This window comes from Cyclobacteriaceae bacterium (assembly GCA_013141055.1).
Lineage (GTDB): Bacteria > Bacteroidota > Bacteroidia > Cytophagales > Cyclobacteriaceae > ELB16-189.
Window position 1 is genome coordinate 2,953,759 of record JABFRS010000001.1, and the last position, 16,072, is coordinate 2,969,830.

The window sequence follows — 16,072 nt, forward strand, 5'->3', positions numbered from 1 at the left end:
TATGGATATAAAAGTCACCATCATTGATCGCGAAGGGGTTCCTCATCATCTGGAGGCACCTACTGATATGAACATGAATATAATGGAGATATGTAAGGCATATGAACTCCCGGTAGAAGGAACTTGTGGAGGGATGGCGTTATGTGCTTCGTGTCAATGTTATCTTGAGTCCAATACGTCTCTTCCTGAACAAAATGATTCAGAGCTTGCAATGCTTGATCAGGCCTTTCATGTAAAAGATAACAGCCGATTGGGATGTCAGATCAGAATTACAGAGGAGATCGATGGAATCGTATTGCGATTAGCGCCTTAAGCTTTTGGCAAAGTAAAATAGAAAGAAGTTCCTTTTCCAATCTCACTTTCCAGCCAGATTCTTCCTCCGTTTTTTTCAACAAACTCTTTGCAAAGTATTAAACCTAATCCTGTACCTTTTTCGTTGGCGGTTCCTCGTGTGCTGTAACCGGAAGTCTTTTCGAAAAGCACCTCTCTTACTTCAGGTCTTATTCCAATCCCGTTGTCGGAAACCGAAACGATAATTTCATTGTCGCTTTCCTTTGAATCAATCCAGATGTGTCCACCGGATTCTGTAAACTTTACTGCGTTGAGAATTAGATTGCGCAAGACAAGATTTACTATGTTAGGGTCGGCAAAGGCCACAACATTTTCATTAACCTTATTTTCCATTTGGATGTCCTTGGTATACAGCATTTTAAGTGTCGCAAAGCTTTCTTCCACTTTTGAATGCAATACAACTTTTTCAGGCTGAATCGTCAACTTATCCATTTGCAATAATGTCCAATTCAATAAGTTGTTGATAAGAGTTCGGGTGTGATTGAATTGTGTTCTGAGATTCTTGGAGACTTCACTAAACTCAGCCTGGGAAATATTTTTCTGCTCAAGTAAATCAAGTGTGCCGGATAGTGCGTTCATAGGTGAGCGCAAATCATGCGATATGATGGAAAAGAATTTATCCTTTACCTGGTTAAGCTGCTCAAGTTCGATGCTTCGCTTCTTGATTTCTTCCTGATGTTCCAGCAAGAGCCCGTTGATTCTTTTTCTTCTTTGACCGCTTCGATAAACAGTTAACAACAGAAATCCTGTAAGAGCCACTGCAATTACCAGGATATTGGTAACGAGTTCTTGTCTTTTTATTTCTGAGCTTTGCTCAGTCTTTTCTTTGCTAAGAGCAGCGATTTCAGTGTTTTTGTTCTCGACTTCAAATTTTTTCTGATTCAGGAATAATTTCTCCATTGCGGCGCCACTGAAGATGCTGTCGCGAAGAGCATCATGTTGCTTCAGATACAACAATGAATTAGCATAGTCATTTCTGATTTCATACAATGAAGCCATTTCCTTATAGCATGCAAGGGCAAGGTTACGCGCATTTAACTCTTTTGCAGTCTCTAAACTCTTTTCATAAAGATCAAGAGCTTCATTGAAGTTGCCTGAGCGCGCCATGACTTTACCTTTTCCCAAATCGCATTCAGCCATTCCAAAACGATTGTTGATCTTTTTTTGATGCTCATTTACTGAATCATAGTAGACCAAAGAATTTTTAAAATCTTTCTTCTCCAGATAAAGTCCTGCCAGGTGAGTATGAATGCGGGGTATGAGAAATCTGATTTTTAGCTGATGCGCTTCTTTTAATGCAAGCAGGAGATTTTTTTCCGACTGATTGTAATCTCCTTTAAGACGGTATAAATCACCAATTTCGTCATGAGAATATGGTGCCCCCTCAGGATCATTAATATCCTCGCTTATTTTAGCGGAGGCCTGAAGGTGACTCAGCGCAATATCAAACTGTCGTAATTCGGTAAAAATCGTCCCGATATTGTGAAGACAAATACTCATTACAAGAGAATCATCATACGATGGTACCTTCTGATGGGTTCTTGCCATCTGATAACCTTGAGTCAGATAGAAATATCCTTCCTCGAACTCGCCAAGATCTCTGTAATCAGCACCAACATCGCTCAAAGCGAGAGAAAGGCTAGCGCTATCCTTTGTAACGGTATGAATTTTTACACACTCCATATCATATCTCAAGGCTTCTGCATAATCGCCTCTCATCGTTTCGAGAAAAGCAAGACGTAGATAGATAGTTGATTTGGACCAATTGGTATTAATTTTTTTTGCAAGTTCCATAGCCTCTTCGGCATACCTCCTCGCAAGGGCATAGTCCTGAAACTCTGCGGCTTTCGATAGCTTCAGCAGTATATCAAACTTTATAGAATCATTTTTTTCTTTTTTGAATCGCTCCTTAAGACTATCAAGGGCTTGCGAAAAAGAGCTGAGAGTGAAGAACACCATCAGGCTTACAAGCAAAATTCTCTTTGAAATCATATGTATTAAATTCTAACTCCTATGCCGTAAAATAATAACGCGATGTTTGAAGCGGTCTCTTGTGAGATACCTGGACCATTAAAATAGTGCCACGAAAACTAGTCTTTTGTGTAAACTGAATTTTCAAATGATTCACAACCACTAGTAAGGAGGGAGAAGCGGAATTGAACAATATATACTGAGGCAAAGACATGAAAATATTTAACCAAAGTACAAGGATTTTTCCAGATTAAAATCTTTAAAATCTGCTCAAAACCTACATGTATGCCAGATTATCAGTTCCAGAGAGCATGCTTTTCCAGGTGAACAGCTTCACGGAAAAACAGCTTTGTTGAGGCTTCAAAGGACTCTGTAAAATCGGAAACCAGAAACTGATCAGCTCCGGTTTTGTCTTTCTTTAAAAGATTCTGTGAAAGCAGGTAATTATATAGAGCTTCAGCTACTACCGCAGAAGAATCCAGAACATCAACTGAGTCTGAATAGAAATCTTTTATTTCTTTTTTGACCAAAGGATAGTGAGTGCATCCCAGAATAAGCGCATCAATATTTTTTAACAATGGATCGCGTAGATACTTTTCAATGATGTCGTGACTGATCTTGTTATTAAAAAAACCTTCTTCAATCATGGGTACCAGAAGTGGCGCCGGAACAGACCGAAGGGAGATATTTTTATTGGCATCTGTGATCTTCTTTTCGTAAATGCCTGACTGGATAGTTCGCTTTGTTCCAATTAATCCGATAGTACAATCATGAAATTTTTCCGCAACAAGATTAACCATAGGGTCAATCACATTAATGACTTTTACGGACTGATGAACATACTCCTTTAATAATTCATAAGCCGCTGAGCTTGCTGAATTACACGCGATCACGATGACCTTGCAATTTTTTTTCAATAAGACATCCGCAATTTTTATAGAATATGCCTGTATAGCCGCTTCAGATTTATCGCCATATGGAAGATGAGCCGTATCCCCAAAGTAAATCAGATTCTCATTGGGCATTTTTTGCTTGATCGCGTGGGCAACAGTTAAACCTCCAATGCCACTATCGAATACACCGATCGGTTGATCCCCCTTTAGTTCAGACATGTTTCTAAATTTTGAAAACCCTCAACAACCGTAATAAAATTGATTTTTGTAATATTGCAATCAAACTTAATCTCTAATTGTATGGCATACAACCTTCTTCGCGGTAAACGCGGTATCATCTTCGGAGCATTGGACGAAAATTCTATTGCCTGGAAGACGGCGGTCAAAATAAAAGAGGAGGGTGGGCAATTCACCCTGACCAACGCGCCCATTGCCATGCGAATGGGTAAGATTAAGGAATTGGCAACTCAATGCAACGCAGAAATAATTCCTGCTGATGCTACCAGCGAGGCGGAATTGACTAACCTCTTCACCAAATCGATGGAGATTCTTGGGGGAAAACTGGATTTCGTTCTCCATTCTATTGGAATGAGCCCAAATGTTCGCAAGGATAAATTGTATGGTGACTTGAATTATGACTGGTATCTAAAGACTCTTGATATCTCGGGAGTCTCTTTTCATAAAGTTCTGCAGACAGCTGAAAAGACTGACGCAATGAATGAATGGGGATCCATTCTTGCTCTCACCTACATTGCTTCACAACGCACGTTCCCTGATTACTCAGACATGGCACAAGCAAAAGCTGTTCTTGAATCCATTGCCAGGAGCTATGGGTATCGTTTTGGAAAACTTAAGAAGGTACGTGTAAATACGATTTCACAATCTCCAACACTTACTACTGCGGGTGCGGGTATTTCAGGATTTGACGTATTCTTTGACTACGCAAAAATGATGTCTCCTCTCGGAAATGCTTCCGGTGAAGATTGTGCCAACTACATTGCATTAATGTTCTCTGATTATAGCAGAATGGTAACCATGCAAAATCTTATGCATGATGGAGGGTTCTCTACCACTGGTATCACGGAAGAGATTATAGAGCAGATGAAAAAGTAATTGTGGTAGCGTTTCCTCCGTGTAAAATCAATCTGGGTCTTAATATACTCAGCAAGCGATCGGACGGATATCACAATATTTCAACTTGTTTTTATCCAATTCCATGGACAGACGTCCTGGAGGTTCTGGAAAATTCAGAAATGAAATTTGTTCAGACGGGCATTCCTATCCCTGGAAAGGCAGAGGAAAACTTGTGTTTAAAAGCCTATCAACTTTTGAAGCAAGATTTTAAACTTCCATCTATTCAAATCCATTTACACAAGAATATTCCAACGGGAGCGGGATTAGGTGGCGGATCTTCAGATGCTTCTTATATGATCCGTCTCCTGAATGAATTGTTCAATCTGGGTCTGAGTCAACAAAAGATGAGGGATTATGCTTTTGCTCTTGGAAGTGACTGTCCCTTTTTTATTCAGGATCATCCTATGATGGGAAGCGGAAGGGGTGAAGTGCTAATGCCAGTGAATATAAGTTTGAGAGGTTATTTCATTGTAATCCTCACGCCCGGCATACACGTTTCAACAAAAGAAGCTTATGATGGTGTTGAATTGGGAATGAAAGGCCATGAACTTGGTAACGCAATTCAGGGTCCTTTAACGCAATGGAAGGATTATATTTGTAATGACTTTGAAAAGAAAATTTTTATAACCAATCCTGTTATTAAAAAGCTTAGAGAAGATCTTTATTCGCAAGGAGCGGTGTATGCAAGTATGAGTGGTTCGGGCTCTTCAGTCTTCGGAATTTTTGATAAGAAAATTAAAGCATCCGAGATTTTTAATGAGAACTTTGGCTGGGCGGGTGAATTGTAAATCTTTTTCTCATCATCGGATAAATCAATACGGCACAAAGTATGACGAGTGTGCCCAGGTAGAAATTCAGATTCATTTTCTCTTCATCACCAAAGATCAATACTGCCATTATGATTCCATACACAGGCTCCAGGTTGAGCATCAGTTGGAAGAAAAAAGCACTTACTCTTTTCATTAACTCTACTGCGGTAGAATAAGCGTAAACAGAGCATAACCATGCCAATAATGCGATGCAAACCCAATCCACCATTGAAGGAATCAATCTGAGTTGATTTCCTTCAGCCCAAAAGTTTTGGTATAGTGGAAGGAATAAACCGATGCTGATAAAAGCACCTGACATTTCATAAAATGTGATTGTAAAAGAATCAACCTTCTTCACCATTTGTGAATTGATGATTGTGAAGATGGCACACGTGAGCCCCGAGAGAACACCAAGAATAAGTCCGGTGGAGTAACTGAAGTCTGAAGCAAAAATCAAGTATAAGCCAGCCAAGACAATCAATCCGAAAATAACTTCAATAGGTTTGATCTTATAACCTTTTGCAAGTGGCTCGAGAAATGCTGTCCATAAGCTTGCGGTCGCGAAACCAACGAGACTTACTGAAACATTGGCAACACGAGCAGATAAAAAGAACGTGATCCAATGTACGCCCACAATAAAACCTGTGAGAAATATTTTAGTGAAATCAGCTCCTGAAACTTTAAAGGTTCCTTTTACACTCAGGATCAGGACTGCCATTCCAATAGCAGCTAAAAAACTTCTAAAGAAAACCATCTCTACCGCCGGAATAGATACAAGCTTTCCTAGTATTCCGGTGAATCCAAACAAAAATACGATTGAATGAAGTTTGATGGTGTCAGAAGTCGAGATTGTCATCGGGGGGTAAAGTAATAAATGACAAGGGTTATTGTTGAGAATACAATGTTAGGTATCCACGCTGCAACTAAAGGTGAAATTTCTCCAGCTTCCGCAAAAGTTCGCGAGAGCATAAAGAATAAAATGAAGATAAAGGCCAGGACAAATCCGAGCGCTATTTGCAATCCGGTACCACCACGGCTCTTTCGTGAAGAAACAACAACACCCATGAATACTAAAACGAAAGTGCTGAACGGTGTGGCATACCGGACCAGTTTTTCTGTCTCGTACATCTGAACTCCCGTAGCACCTCTGAATTTTAATTTGGCAATGTGAGCGTTGAGTTCAGGCATCGTCATTCCATCATAGCTTCGTTCCTGAGCTTCAAAATCTTTTGGCGAGATAGCGAGAGTTGTATCCATAGAGTCGCCGGTTTTTACCAGTAACGACACATCACTCTGAGGTGTTGTTGAAAACACATCATTCACTTGTTTCAATCTCCAGTAACCGAGTTTCCACTTTTGTTTTACGGAATCCCATCGGATGTTATCAGAAGTCAGTTTCTCAATCAAAACATTGTTTTCAAAACGCTCAAGACTGAACTGATATCCAACGTTAGAAACATTGTTGTAATTCTGGATGAACAGATAAACATTGGGCGCCATCTGCAGATGAATGTTGCGGGCTTCAAAGAAGTATCGATTGTTAAAATATTGTAGCTCGAAGGCAAGTCTTGATTTTGTAGCGCGTGGAATCACCCACCCGTTTAATGCAAAGCTGATGGACCCAATCACTATGGAAGCCATCAGATATGGAAATAAAAATCTTTTAAAGCTCACACCACCACTCAGAATCGCAATGATCTCTGTATGGCCGGCCATTCTTGATGTTACATAGATGATAGCGATAAAGACTGTTATGGGAGTGATGAGACCTGCTACCCATGGAATGAAGTCAAGATAATATCCAAGAATCTCCTGACTGGAAAGATTATTCTTTGCAAACTTATCCATCTTTTCCGTGATGTCGATCACCGTAATGATTGCCATAAGGATCAACACCACGAAAAAGAATGTGGAGAGGATCTTCTTTAAAATATAGCGATCAATGATTTTCATCTATGGCAAGACATTTACATTCTTTGAGATACGGTTTTTATCATTTTATTTTTCCATTCGGTAAAAACGCCTTCCTCTATTTTAAGACGGGCTTGCTTTACCAGCCAAAGATAGAAGGTCAGGTTGTGGATGGAAGCAATTTGCGCGCCTAAAATTTCTTTACTTATGATAAGGTGCCGCAGGTAAGCTTTTGAGTAAAAAGTGCTCACATGGCCCCCTAGTCCTACGTCCAAAGGAGAAAGATCATCTTTCCACTTTTCATTTCGAATATTGATAATCCCTTCTGTTGTAAAGAGCATTCCATTTCTGGCGTTGCGGGTGGGCATTACGCAGTCAAACATATCAACACCAAGCGCAATGGACTCAAGGATGTTTTCAGGTGTTCCAACACCCATCAGATAGCGAGGCTTATCCTGGGGGAGAATTCCACAAACAAGCTCCGTCATGGCATACATATCTTCATGTGGTTCACCAACAGAAAGACCTCCGATAGCATTTCCCGGTTGATTTTGTGATGCGATGAATTCTGCTGATTCCTTTCTTAAGTCTGGATAAACGCTCCCCTGGACAATAGGAAATAATGTTTGTTCATAACCGTAGGCAGCTGGTGTGCTATGAAAATGTTTTACACATCGGGCAAGCCAGTCGTGCGTGATCTTCAGTGATTTTCTTGCATAGCTATACTCGCATGGGTAAGGTGTACATTCATCAAAAGCCATCATGATGTCCGCACCAATGATTCGTTGAATATCCATTGCTCCCTCGGGACTAAAAAAATGTGAAGAGCCGTCAATATGCGATTTAAATGTTACTCCTTCATCCTTAATCTTTCGATTTTGAGAGAGCGAATAAACCTGATAGCCGCCACTGTCAGTAAGAATAGGACGGCTCCAGCCATTGAATTTATGAAGACCACCTGCCTTTTTTAATATTTCAAGTCCCGGACGCATGTAAAGATGATAGGTATTTCCGAGGATGATTTTGGCGTCAATGTCATTTTCCAGTTCACGTTGATGAACCGCTTTAACGGATCCGGCAGTTCCTACAGGCATAAAAATGGGTGTTGGTATATCACCGTGAGCCGTGGAAACAATTCCAGTCCTTGCCTTAGATTGTGGGTCTTTTGAGAGAATTTGAAATTTCATGGAGCACAAAGATAAGCTTCATTGCTTTCTTAAGTATGTTGTCTTGCCACAAAGCTCGTCGATTTCGGGTTTCTTCATTGGACAATTAATATATCTTTGCCGCTTCGAAAAATGGTCTCTTTATTCACATCCTTACTGATTATTGCCTGGACGATTCTTGGGATTCAGCTGATCTATTTGATCAGTTTAACAGTCGCTTTTTCCAGAAAAAGACTGCCCACCCAACAGGATACACGCCCGCCTGTATCGGTTATCGTCTGCGCACATGATGAGGAGGAAAATATCAGGCAGCTGGTTCCATTATTATTACGGCAGGACTATCCAAACTTTGAAGTGATCATTGTTGAAGACAGGAGCAACGATGGTACGTACGATTATCTGCTGGAAGCAACAAAGGAAAATAGTAAGCTGAAGATGGTACGCGTTCGTCATTTGCCGGAGCATATTAATGGGAAAAAATTCGCATTGACGCTGGGCATAAAAGCAGCAACTAATGATTGGGTATTGCTTACCGATGCTGATTGTCGACCCACCAGTGATCTTTGGATTCAGTCGATGGCTTCCAATTTTCAGCAGGGTAAAGAAATAGTGATTGGGTACTCTCCATATTCAAAGGAAGATTCTTATCTAAATTCTTTTATACGTTTTGAATCGCTGGTCACCGCAATACAATTTATAGGTTGGGCATTGCTAGGTAAACCTTACATGGGTGTAGGACGCAATCTTGCTTATCGAAAAGATCTTTTTCTTACGAATAAGGGATTTAACAAGCATCTCCCGGTCACAGGAGGTGATGATGATCTTTTTGTAAATGAACATGCGACAAAACTCAATACGGTTGTAAGCATCGGCAAGGACTCATTAATACCCTCTGAACCGAAGAAAACCTGGAAAGCTTTTTTCTATCAAAAACTCAGGCATCTTTCTGTTGGTAAGCGTTATAAATTTTCAGATAAGATTCTATTGGGAATATTTTCGCTTTCCTGGGTGCTGAGTTGGGTGGTCGTACTGCCCTTAATATTTATTTTACCGGACTATGGAAGTTTTTTGTGGGCTGGCTTTTTCTGCGCGAAATAGTGCTGATAGGACTTGTTCATCGCACTTCCCGAGTGCTGGGGGATAATTTTGAGGCCTGGAAAACGCCACTTTTAGATTTTAATTACGCCATTTACTATCTTGGAACGGGTCTTGGGGCGCTGGTCTCCAGACGAGTACGATGGAAGAAATAGAAAACAGGTTTTCGTCTAAAGCGCTGGAGGATTTTCAGTTGATCGATCGCGCCGTTGCAGGAGATGACAAGGCTTTTGCAAAATTGCTGCAGCGTTACAAGCGACCTGTGTATCATATGATCCTGAAAATGGTTCGTAATGTTGACGATGCAGAGGATTTAATGATAGAGTCGTTTGCTAAAGCTTTTAAAAGCCTGCACCGTTTCAAAAAAGATTTTACTTTCAGTACATGGCTTTTCAGAATTGCCACGAATAATACGATTGACTTTATTCGAAAGAAAAAGATCAATACCATGAGCATCGAAAATACTTATACCGATGATGATGGACAATCAGTATCTATCGATGTAAAAGATCAGAATCCTGATCCCCAGGAGGAAGCGATTAAATCACAAAAGGAAGAATTGATTCAGGTATTTGTGGGAATGCTTCCTGCAAAGTATCAAAAGCTTGTACGGTTACGATATTTTCATGAATTGTCTTATGAAGAGATTGCTGTTGAGTTAGAGGCCCCACTGGGAACCGTAAAAGCTCAACTTCATCGCGCACGTGAACTCATGTACGATCTTGTGAAAAACAAGAAGGAACATATGTAGGAGTATGATTTGACAAGAGTTTGTTCCTGACCCTGACTCTTGCTCTATAATTTTTTAATTTTCAGACTCTTCGATCTGCCCCCTCTTTTCCGATCCAATTTTTCTATTTTGATTTCATTGTCCAGAAATCTATGACGATAGTTCGGTAGTAAGCCTGTCATTCCCGAGCCAAATCCGGCAAGGCAAATTATAATAGCAACAAAAAATACTCTTAATAATTTTTTTAAGAAATTCATGAAATAGTAGCAGCACGCGTATGCGCTATTGGGATGATTAATAAGAATGAATGAAGCCAGTCTTAACCTGGCAGATATTTATCCTTGTATTGAATGGATAAGATCTTCATCTGAATTTTGATGAAGGATAAGAGTGTTAAAGCTTTTCTTGAGGTTGGTTCTGTTGAAAAGATCTTTGGACGATTGAATCATTAATACACTAATCCTGTGACCTAATGATCTTATGTTGTCTAAAGAAAAATTGAAAGAATTTAAAAATAATTTCTGCCTTAGCTTGATCAGAGCATTTCGATAAGAAATAGTGCTTTTTGGTTTACTTGATCGTAATCCCTTAGAAGCGTTTTCAAACGTTTGATATTTTGGAGAAGTCGTAAAATCAATTCCAAAGCAAGAAAATGCGCTGATGAAAAGCGTGAAAACTATTATCCATTTCGGTGGTAACCTGAAAGTGTAATTTGTCGTAAGGGTTGACATAAGATTTATCCAAAATACATATTGCGTTGACTTAAAGCATCTTAGGCAAGAAGAAAATCTTACCTTTGTCCTCCCAAATTTTGACACCCCTCAAATTCCTCATGAAACGGTCTTTTCTCGTCTTACTACTTTTTTCAAGCCTAAAAATCTATGGTCAGGAGAAAGCGATGGACAGTATTCAGGTGCGTTTTGAAAAAGCCACTTCAGTTCATGAGAAAATCTGGATTTTAAATGATGCTGCTTCTTTGATGGTCAATGCAGATTTGAAGAAGAGTTTTGAATATTCGCAGCAGGCAAGAAAGCTTGCGATTCAATCGCAGGACCAATTGGGATTAGCATATGCAATCCTGAATACAGGTAAATACTATTCAAGGCTTGGTATGCGCGACAAAGCTTTTGAAAACTATGTCCAGGCTTTAGAACTAAGTGAGCGTGAATCGGATGATTTTTTGAAGGGCCTTGTTTTTAAGGTGATCGGCAATCACTATTACTTTAATAATGATTACAAAGCTGCTATGGAGAATTACAGAAAAGCACTCGTAATCAACCAGAAAGTAAAAGATGAAGAAACAGTCGCTGATCTTCAGAATAATATAGCACTCATCTTGATTAATTCAGAACAACTTGATTCAGCATTGTTATATCTGAATAGTGCGGAAATAATTTATACTAAACTGCATAAGCCTGGAAAACTGGCTAATACGCTTACAAATATTGGATTGGTCAATAATGAAATGGGCCGGTACAGAATTGCTATTGAATTTTACAAAAAAGCAATTGTGATCGACCAGTCAAAAGGATTAACGCTTCAGGAAGCCAGTGCGTTGAATAATGTCGGACACTCTCTCATTGAACTTGGAAAATACACGGAGGCTTTAGAATTTATAAAGAAGGCAAAGGTGATAGGCGAAAAAGAGAATTTTAAACCATTGTTGGTAAATGTTTATAAGAATCTTGTCGACTTAAATAAGAGAAGAAGCAACTTTAAGCAAGCACTTGAGCATCATGAATTGCTTCTTGCACTGGAAGATAGTTTGTACAATGAGGTTCAAAACAGACAAGGGATTGAATTAAGAACCAAGTATGAGTCTGAGCAAAAGGAAAGAGAAAATCTTAATCTCGTACGTCAGGCTGAGATGAACCAGAAGCAGCTGGTAGTTGTAAGGTCGCTGCTCATTTTTAGCGCCATCTTTGCAGTCATTGTTACTATCCTTGCGATTATCTATTACAGATTGTTAGTTCAAAACCGGAAAGCGAAAAATGAACTTACTCTTCTTAACCAGCAAATTCAAGAGCAACATTCATCTATTCAGGATCAGGCATTGCAGTTAAGCAGGGCTAACGAGGAGATCGCGGCGATGAATGAGAATCTTCAGGAACTTGTAGAAGAAAAAACTTCAAAGATATTTGAGCAAAATGAAAAGCTTATTCAGTACACTTTTCATAATTCGCACAGAGTTCGCGGCCCTTTAACAAGAATCCTTGGACTTATTAATCTGGTCAAGATCGGTGCGATAAAAGAAAATGAAACCGGTTTTTTATTAAGTGAGATTGATAATGCAGCTAATGAACTTGATTCGGTTTTAAAAGAAATCAACCACTCACTCAGTAGCTCAATGGTAGAAACTGTCTCGGAAGAAAAACCCTAGGATTCTGCTGCCAGATACCCCGTTTTTACAAGATACTCATCACTGATTTCGAGTTTTCTCTTCATTGAGATGCACTGTGCTTTCAGCTCTTCGCTTTGAATAGAATCTGAACTATCGATAGCTTCTATTTCAATAAATGTTCTTTGGTCGGGCAAAGTATCCAGATGAATTTTTATAATTCCTGAGAAATATATCCTTCTTATTTTTTCAACAGTACCAATAATTTTGTGATTCTGAAAAAGTGAATCAATCTGGTTCCGGGTAGGATTCGCATCATATTGATAGACAATTGTTTTCTCCATTCCATCATCTTCAATTCTTTCATAATGTGTTATCAGGTTCTCAATTGTTCCCTGACGGAGTTTTAGCTTCCCTTTTGATACATTAAAATAAGTATCTTTTTGATGGTCAATGCCCTTTAATACTGCCAGATCCTTGAGAAGACTTTCAGTTCTTGAGAAGTCTGTAACAATGGCCTTGATCGTAAAATCCTTGTAGGCCATTTTTTTCATTTTCACGATTATTTATTTTTTATAATCATTATGCTTCCCTGCCAGTCAGAAATTTCCATGAGATTCTCTGGAATAGTTTTCACGAATTCATCTACTGCATTAGTCACACCTTGCCAGTTGTGATTATAATCGTGAACAATAATAACACCGCCGGGTGACAAACGTGGGTAGAAGAATTCCAGCCCTGCTAATGTTGGTTTATATAGATCTGCATCAAGATGGACAAAGGCAAAGATTTCCTGTCTTAAGTTTTCAGCTGTTACCGGAAAATAGCCTTTATGAAACAAGATGTTATCATTTCCCTTTATAAATTTGCTTACGAGTTCAATTTCGGTGTCAGAAAAATCGATGGAGTAGTTGGTGTGGTTGGAGTTCTCAATTTCAAGATCCTGTTTATTAAATCCTTCAAATGTATCAAACAGGTGCAGAGGTCGGGTGTTATCAATTTCATGAATGATCCTGGCAGTCTCACCTTTATAAACTCCTACTTCTGCTAAGGCACCCACAACTGACTCTTTCTTTAGCCTGTTGATTTGAAGCCAGAATGTATAAAACCTCACTTTGTCCCGATAAAATCTTTCAATCTTCTTCAATTTTTTGGAAACAACTCCGCTTCGAACCGCTTCCTCCCACTGATATGGTTTGCTTATCTTATATGACCAGTTGGTTTCAATGAATCTAAACACCAGAAAGAGGAAAAAGATGATTAGAATTCCGTTGGTAAGCTGAAGAAGGCTAAAGGCCAAAAGCATGAGAAGAGGTTTTGCTGTAAAGGTAGCAATGATTCATACTTGCATGGAATACTTTCTTCAATATGAACTTACTGGTTTAAATGATGCTGATCTCAAAGAGACTGAGACTTGCATTTTGATAATGCTTCGGAAGATCTTCAGTAATCCCCATTTGAGTGATTCCTAGAAATTTGAAGCCACATTGAGTATAGTAGTCGATAAGCTTTTGATTATCTCCCCAGGTATCCATCCGGATGAATTCTTTTCCGTTCTCTCTACAGAATATCCTGGCCCAGGCAATAATGTCTTTGACAAAATACTGACCCCGGAAAGATGGATTAGTTACGATTCTATGAATATAAACTGATGGATCTTTGTCCTTCTCTTTCCATATCATCGGATCATTGTGAGTTATTGCAAAAATGCATGCAACCTCATCATTTATTATTATTTTCCACTGCCGATTTTCAAGGATTTCTTTTTCCACCATTCTACGATCGAAAGGAAGCCAATGCTTATTGAATACTTTCTTTTGATGCTCAATCGCTGCAGTATATAAATCAAAAATTGTGTCGATATCCTGAAGAGTACTGTTCTTTATCTGCATGAAGAATTTGTTTTTGCAGTAAGTTACTGATCGGATTTAATATTTCTTTTTCTCAGTATCCTTTTTCAGACTAAGCAACAGCAAAACACTCTAAGACTTTTTTGACTGTGTCGGTATTATCAGCCATGATTAGCAAGTGGTCCATCGGTTGAATAATGGTATCACCATCAGCGGTGAGATATTTGTCCTCGCGATGAATGAGAACAATGAGTGCGGTCTTGGGAAGTTTTAGTTGTACGACAGCCTTGCCAACAGCTGGTGAATCTTCAGGAATGTCCAGCTCAATAAGCTCCGAACGTGAATCATCCTTTAACTCAATATCCAACGGAAATTTTCTTTTCAACTTTGGAGGTACGCTCACATGAAGCCATTTTGCCATAAGAGGCAAAGTAGTCCCCTGCAGAAGCACCGAGGAAAGAGAAATGAAAAAGACAAGATTGAAGATCATGTCTGCATAATGAATATGTGCGAGCAGGGGATAAGTTGCAAATACGATAGGGGCAGCCCCCCTTAATCCTACCCACGAAATGAAAAGTTTTTTCCTGAAGTTCAGATCATGAGCAAAGGATAATGCTATAAAGACTGACAGCGGTCTGGCGACCAAAATAAGAAAGAGAGAGATCAGTAAGCCCTGTGGAATAATTGGAACGATCTGCAATGGAAATACAAGTAGACCCAGCGTAAGGAACATAACGATTTGCATAAGCCAGGCTTGCCCATCATAAAACTTCATCATACTTTTTTTATGAATAAAGTTGCTGTTCCCAAGAATGATCGCTGAGATGTAAACAGCAAGGAATCCATTTCCCCCAATAGTATCTGTAAATGAGAATGTGAAGAATACAAGAGAAAGAATTAATACAGGATAAAGGCCGACAATATCAAGTTTGATCTTGTTAACAACCCAGATCATAACTCTTCCGAAAAAGTATCCGCTGGCAGCACCTAGTATCATCCCTGTAAAGAATTTTGGAATCAGACTTACAATGGATGCATCCTGCTCCTGGACGAGATAAATGAAGCTGATGGTAAGAAAATAAGCCATTGCGTCATTGCTTCCACTTTCAAATTCGAGCAAGGGTCGTATGGTCCCTTTTAATCCAATACTTCGTGATCTTAGAATGGAAAAAACTGCCGCGGCATCTGTCGAGGATACAATGGCACCAAGAAGAAGACCCTCCGGAACTGTAAAGTTTAACAAGTACGAACAAAATAGACCGACCGAGACGGTCGTAATAAAAACTCCGATGGTGGATAATGAAATTCCATTTCGTAAGACGGGCTTTACACTTTCCCACTTAGTATCAAGTCCGCCGGAAAAGAGAATGAAAGTAAGTGCTACAACCCCAAGGAATTGAGCAATTTTCGGATCATTAAAATAAATTCCTCCGGGACCATCCGATCCGGCCAGCATTCCTACTATGAGAAAAAGAATAAGTGTTGGTATTCCAAATTTGAATGACGTCTTGCTTGCAATAACACTGATGAACAAGAGGACAGATCCAAAGAGTAATACATTTTCAACAGATAATTTCATTGAGTTCTTTAAAATTTAAAAAAAGCAGGCGAGACATAATCCCGCCTGAGAATATAGTCATTTTTATCGTGACATGGCGATGTAGAGCAGTACCGTCATTCCAAGAATTGCTATTACGAACCAAAGTCTTTTGATTAAATCAATGATGTTCTTCATAAAAGTTGAATTATGAGTTACGAAGACTGAAATAGGATGATGTTTTATGACACCCTTAAGTCAGAAGTCCTTTCGTAACCCGGATTAGA

General features: G+C 39.3%; 15 protein-coding genes. 6 read left to right on the forward strand and 9 right to left on the reverse strand.

The annotated features are described in order from the left end of the window. The first annotated feature begins 1 nt into the window (after position 1). A complete protein-coding gene (locus tag HOP08_13150; protein NOT75866.1) occupies positions 2-313 on the forward strand; it encodes a 2Fe-2S iron-sulfur cluster binding domain-containing protein in 312 nt (103 codons plus the stop codon). Here HOP08_13150 and HOP08_13155 read toward each other — a convergent pair. Both HOP08_13155 and murI read right to left on the reverse strand, forming a co-directional pair. After that, positions 310-2,343 carry a tetratricopeptide repeat-containing sensor histidine kinase gene (locus HOP08_13155; GenBank protein NOT75867.1) on the reverse strand — a complete coding sequence of 678 codons (2,034 nt, stop codon included), beginning with the start codon at positions 2,341-2,343 and terminating at the stop codon, positions 310-312. The two genes, HOP08_13150 and HOP08_13155, sit on opposite strands and share 4 nt — an antisense overlap. Before the next feature lie 275 nt (positions 2,344-2,618). Continuing rightward, complete coding sequence (gene murI / locus HOP08_13160) at positions 2,619-3,434, reverse strand: glutamate racemase (protein NOT75868.1); 816 nt, start codon at positions 3,432-3,434, stop codon at positions 2,619-2,621. 81 nt (positions 3,435-3,515) lie between these two features. Here murI and HOP08_13165 point away from each other — a divergent pair, with 81 nt between their 5' ends. Then, positions 3,516-4,328 carry an SDR family oxidoreductase gene (locus tag HOP08_13165; GenBank protein NOT75869.1) on the forward strand — a complete coding sequence of 271 codons (813 nt, stop codon included), beginning with the start codon at positions 3,516-3,518 and terminating at the stop codon, positions 4,326-4,328. Between the two features lie 2 nt (positions 4,329-4,330). Continuing rightward, positions 4,331-5,137, forward strand: coding sequence for a 4-(cytidine 5'-diphospho)-2-C-methyl-D-erythritol kinase (locus HOP08_13170; GenBank protein NOT75870.1), 807 nt, complete (start codon positions 4,331-4,333; stop codon positions 5,135-5,137). Here the strand turns inward: HOP08_13170 and HOP08_13175 are convergent. Genes HOP08_13175 through tgt form a run of 3 tightly spaced genes read right to left on the reverse strand, consistent with a single transcriptional unit; the run spans position 5,103 to position 8,256 of the window. Beyond that, positions 5,103-6,014, reverse strand: a complete 912-nt coding sequence (locus HOP08_13175; protein NOT75871.1) for a DMT family transporter — start codon at positions 6,012-6,014, stop codon at positions 5,103-5,105. The genes HOP08_13170 and HOP08_13175 overlap by 35 nt on opposite strands. Continuing rightward, on the reverse strand, positions 6,011-7,111 hold the full coding sequence (locus HOP08_13180; protein ID NOT75872.1) for a YjgP/YjgQ family permease: 1,101 nt from the start codon (positions 7,109-7,111) through the stop codon (positions 6,011-6,013). Before HOP08_13180 ends, HOP08_13175 begins: the two co-directional genes overlap by 4 nt. 14 nt (positions 7,112-7,125) lie before the next feature. Beyond that, positions 7,126-8,256 carry a tRNA guanosine(34) transglycosylase Tgt gene (gene tgt, locus HOP08_13185; protein NOT75873.1) on the reverse strand — a complete coding sequence of 377 codons (1,131 nt, stop codon included), beginning with the start codon at positions 8,254-8,256 and terminating at the stop codon, positions 7,126-7,128. Between the two features lie 252 nt (positions 8,257-8,508). Here tgt and HOP08_13190 point away from each other — a divergent pair, with 252 nt between their 5' ends. The 3 genes from HOP08_13190 (at position 8,509) to HOP08_13200 (ending at position 12,440) form a co-directional block, all read left to right on the forward strand. Continuing rightward, on the forward strand, positions 8,509-9,333 hold the full coding sequence (locus HOP08_13190) for a glycosyltransferase (protein NOT75874.1): 825 nt from the start codon (positions 8,509-8,511) through the stop codon (positions 9,331-9,333). Positions 9,334-9,472: 139 nt separating this feature from the next. Next, complete coding sequence (locus HOP08_13195) at positions 9,473-10,081, forward strand: sigma-70 family RNA polymerase sigma factor (GenBank protein ID NOT75875.1); 609 nt, start codon at positions 9,473-9,475, stop codon at positions 10,079-10,081. Positions 10,082-10,892: 811 nt separating this feature from the next. Next, the gene (locus HOP08_13200) at positions 10,893-12,440 is read left to right on the forward strand and encodes a tetratricopeptide repeat protein (protein NOT75876.1); all 1,548 of its coding nucleotides are present in this window, start codon (positions 10,893-10,895) and stop codon (positions 12,438-12,440) included. Here HOP08_13200 and HOP08_13205 read toward each other — a convergent pair. The 4 genes from HOP08_13205 to HOP08_13220 all read right to left on the reverse strand — a co-directional run bounded on the left by HOP08_13205 (position 12,437) and on the right by HOP08_13220 (position 15,827). Then, positions 12,437-12,952 (reverse strand): class IV adenylate cyclase, encoded by a 516-nt coding sequence (locus HOP08_13205; protein ID NOT75877.1) that lies wholly within the window; start codon positions 12,950-12,952, stop codon positions 12,437-12,439. The two genes, HOP08_13200 and HOP08_13205, sit on opposite strands and share 4 nt — an antisense overlap. Before the next feature lie 8 nt (positions 12,953-12,960). Beyond that, on the reverse strand, positions 12,961-13,704 hold the full coding sequence (locus tag HOP08_13210; GenBank protein NOT75878.1) for a methyltransferase: 744 nt from the start codon (positions 13,702-13,704) through the stop codon (positions 12,961-12,963). A gap of 76 nt (positions 13,705-13,780) precedes the next feature. Further along, a complete protein-coding gene (locus HOP08_13215) occupies positions 13,781-14,290 on the reverse strand; it encodes a GNAT family N-acetyltransferase (GenBank protein ID NOT75879.1) in 510 nt (169 codons plus the stop codon). A 70-nt stretch (positions 14,291-14,360) separates the two neighbouring features. Beyond that, the gene (locus tag HOP08_13220; GenBank protein NOT75880.1) at positions 14,361-15,827 is read right to left on the reverse strand and encodes a potassium/proton antiporter; all 1,467 of its coding nucleotides are present in this window, start codon (positions 15,825-15,827) and stop codon (positions 14,361-14,363) included. Positions 15,828-16,072: the final 245 nt, after the last annotated feature.